This window comes from Novacetimonas hansenii JCM 7643 (assembly GCF_000964405.1).
Classification (GTDB): Bacteria; Pseudomonadota; Alphaproteobacteria; order Acetobacterales; family Acetobacteraceae; genus Novacetimonas; species Novacetimonas hansenii.
In genome coordinates, this window is sequence record NZ_BANE01000197.1 from 1 (window position 1) to 379 (window position 379).

Below are 379 nucleotides of genomic sequence, written 5' to 3' on the forward strand. Positions count from 1 at the left end.
ACCGCCGTCCATGTCGCGCCGCCATCGGTCGAATACCGCCACACACCTTCGGTCGCGGGCACCGTATTTCCGACAATGGCAATCCCCGCAAGGTCATTTGCCGACGACCCGCCCGGCACCGCATCCGTCTGGTCATTGAAAACCGGGGTAAACAGCGATGCCACAGAGGCCCCGGGCGGGTTGGTCGTATCCGCCGACACGGGGGGCAGCGTCGCATTCCCCGTGGCAACCGGGGCGTCATTCACCGGCGTCACCACCGTCGAAAGCATCGACGTCCCGGCCGAAATGGCCGTGATCCCGCCATTGGCCGATACATCCTCCCCCGTTCCCGCCGTCACGGGGCCGCTGCTGCTGTCGATCAGGCGTGTCGTCAGTGCGG

At 66.5% G+C, this 379-nt stretch carries 1 protein-coding gene; it reads right to left on the reverse strand.

Translation table 11 applies throughout. From position 1 onward, the window contains the following. Positions 1–379, reverse strand: a 379-nt coding sequence (locus B7G66_RS17910) for a hypothetical protein (RefSeq protein WP_048859259.1), incomplete at both ends; no start/stop codon positions are given.